The organism is Synechococcus sp. R8-2, from assembly GCF_047461715.1.
Lineage (GTDB): Bacteria > Cyanobacteriota > Cyanobacteriia > Thermostichales > Thermostichaceae > Thermostichus.
In genome coordinates this window covers 1-1,626 of record NZ_JANSHQ010000738.1, presented here as the reverse complement: position 1 = coordinate 1,626, position 1,626 = coordinate 1, and the positions used below count along the sequence as shown (strand labels likewise).

2 protein-coding genes are annotated in these 1,626 nt (G+C 57.7%); one reads left to right on the top strand and one right to left on the bottom strand.

Features of this window, described 5'->3' with window-relative positions:
- Positions 1-458 (bottom strand): heterodisulfide reductase-related iron-sulfur binding cluster (locus tag NW819_RS14355; protein ID WP_414414159.1); only part of this gene is annotated, 458 nt, incomplete at its 3' end.
- A 319-nt stretch (positions 459-777) separates the two neighbouring features.
- Here NW819_RS14355 and NW819_RS14350 point away from each other — a divergent pair.
- Positions 778-1,530 (top strand): hypothetical protein, encoded by a 753-nt coding sequence (locus tag NW819_RS14350; protein ID WP_414350784.1) that lies wholly within the window; start codon positions 778-780, stop codon positions 1,528-1,530.
- The last annotated feature ends 96 nt before the right edge of the window (positions 1,531-1,626 follow it).

Below are 1,626 nucleotides of genomic sequence, written 5' to 3'. Positions count from 1 at the left end.
TTGACCTGTTGGGCCAATCGCTCCAGGCCGTAGTCATGAGCCAGCACCCACAGCAAATGGCGCACATCGCCTGTGCCCTGGTAGCAGCTCTCGCAGCCTCCTTTCTGGCACAGGGCCTGCACCTGGTGAAAGTACTCTGGATTCGCGGTTTTCGCAGCCTTCAACTTTTCATTCACGCGGCCCAGCACTCCCTGACAGGTGCTGCAGTGGGTGAGCATCGGCAACCCCAGCGCTTCCGCCAAAGCCAGGTTGCGGGCATTCACCGTATCTTCCAGCAGCTCCGATTCTTCTTTGAAGGTGCCCGAACCACAGCAGGAAGCGGCTTCCAGCTCCACCAGTTCAATGCCCAGATGCCGCGCAATCTGGTCGGTGGAGTCATACAGCTCACGACAGGCCCCCTGGGCCACACAGCCGGGGTAGTAGGCGTAGCGCAAAGGTGAAGGAACAACCGCGGTCATGAGAAGACGTGAGAAGAAGAAGAGAATTGGGTTTGCGATCTCAACGGTAATAACAATCCATGGATCCATTGCCCACACAGCAGAGCACTGGCCTGCCTGCAGAGCGGGAACCCAGAGCCTAAGATCCTACACCCATGCGCTGCCACAGCACATCCGTTGCTGCCCAGGACAGGGAGTTTGTCAAAGCTTCCCTATTTATCTGCCCCTATTTTGAAACCATTCGGAGCCGATACCCTATTTTTCTCCCTGCCTAGTGCCTCCCTAGCCGATGTCGGGTAGATTTGGCGGTAGCCATCGCTGAGGAATCGGTCAACGCCTTATGAACAGCCCGATCCAGGATCGCGATTTCCCCTTTTCACCCCGCTCTAAGCAGGGCAGTCTGGGTTGGAGCCTTCCTCTAAAAGGTTGGGGATTTGGCTTGTTTTTCGGATCCCTAGTTTGGGCAGGATGGGCAAGTCAACTCCAGCTATGGGCCCAGCCGGTCGAACAGCAACCTCAGGAAGAAGTCCTTGTGCCGGGGCGCAATCTGGATCCTGGGGCGCAAATCCGGGTGCGTAACGAGCTGGTCAAGATCTGTGGGGACTATCGTTGCGAAGGCTATCGCTTTTCGGTACGGGTACCGATCAGCCCTGAAGACACCCTGGAAACTCTGCTGGGGCGGCTGGATACGGAGATGCTGCGGGAGGTGGATCGGGTGTTTCAAACTCGGCCCGATTTGAATCGAGTCATTGTCGATGGCTACGTCTTCTCGGGTACTCCCGCTTTTGTCAGCCGGGAAGTGCTGCTGCAAACAATGTTTGTGCCCCGTCACCGTTGGGAAGTGGGGCGCTTTGGGCCAGAGCAAGATGCGATTTTCTATGCCGAGCTGTTGGGACAGGTGACGCCCTTTCTAACTCCATCCCCAACCCCCACGCCTACACCTGGGCCTGTGCCTGGAGAAGGTGTGCCCCCTCTGCCCCCGCCTCCTGGGGAAACTCCTCCCATAGAGGCAACACCTACCCCTCAAGAAACCCCAGCCCCTCCGCCTCCGCCCCAAGGGGATGTGATCCAGCGGCAGCCGATTCAGCCCTGATGGGTTTGTTGGGTAGCTGAGTCTGGGTTGTGAAGGATCCCTCGTTATAGTCATTTCAAACCAGATTGAGATACTCCCCAAGCGCTCCGCGCCGCT

Bases quoted from the DNA above. Each gene is read 5' to 3' on its own strand.
- NW819_RS14350 (WP_414350784.1), top strand. From the start codon at position 778: ATGAACAGCCCGATCCAGGATCGCGATTTCCCCTTTTCACCCCGCTCT.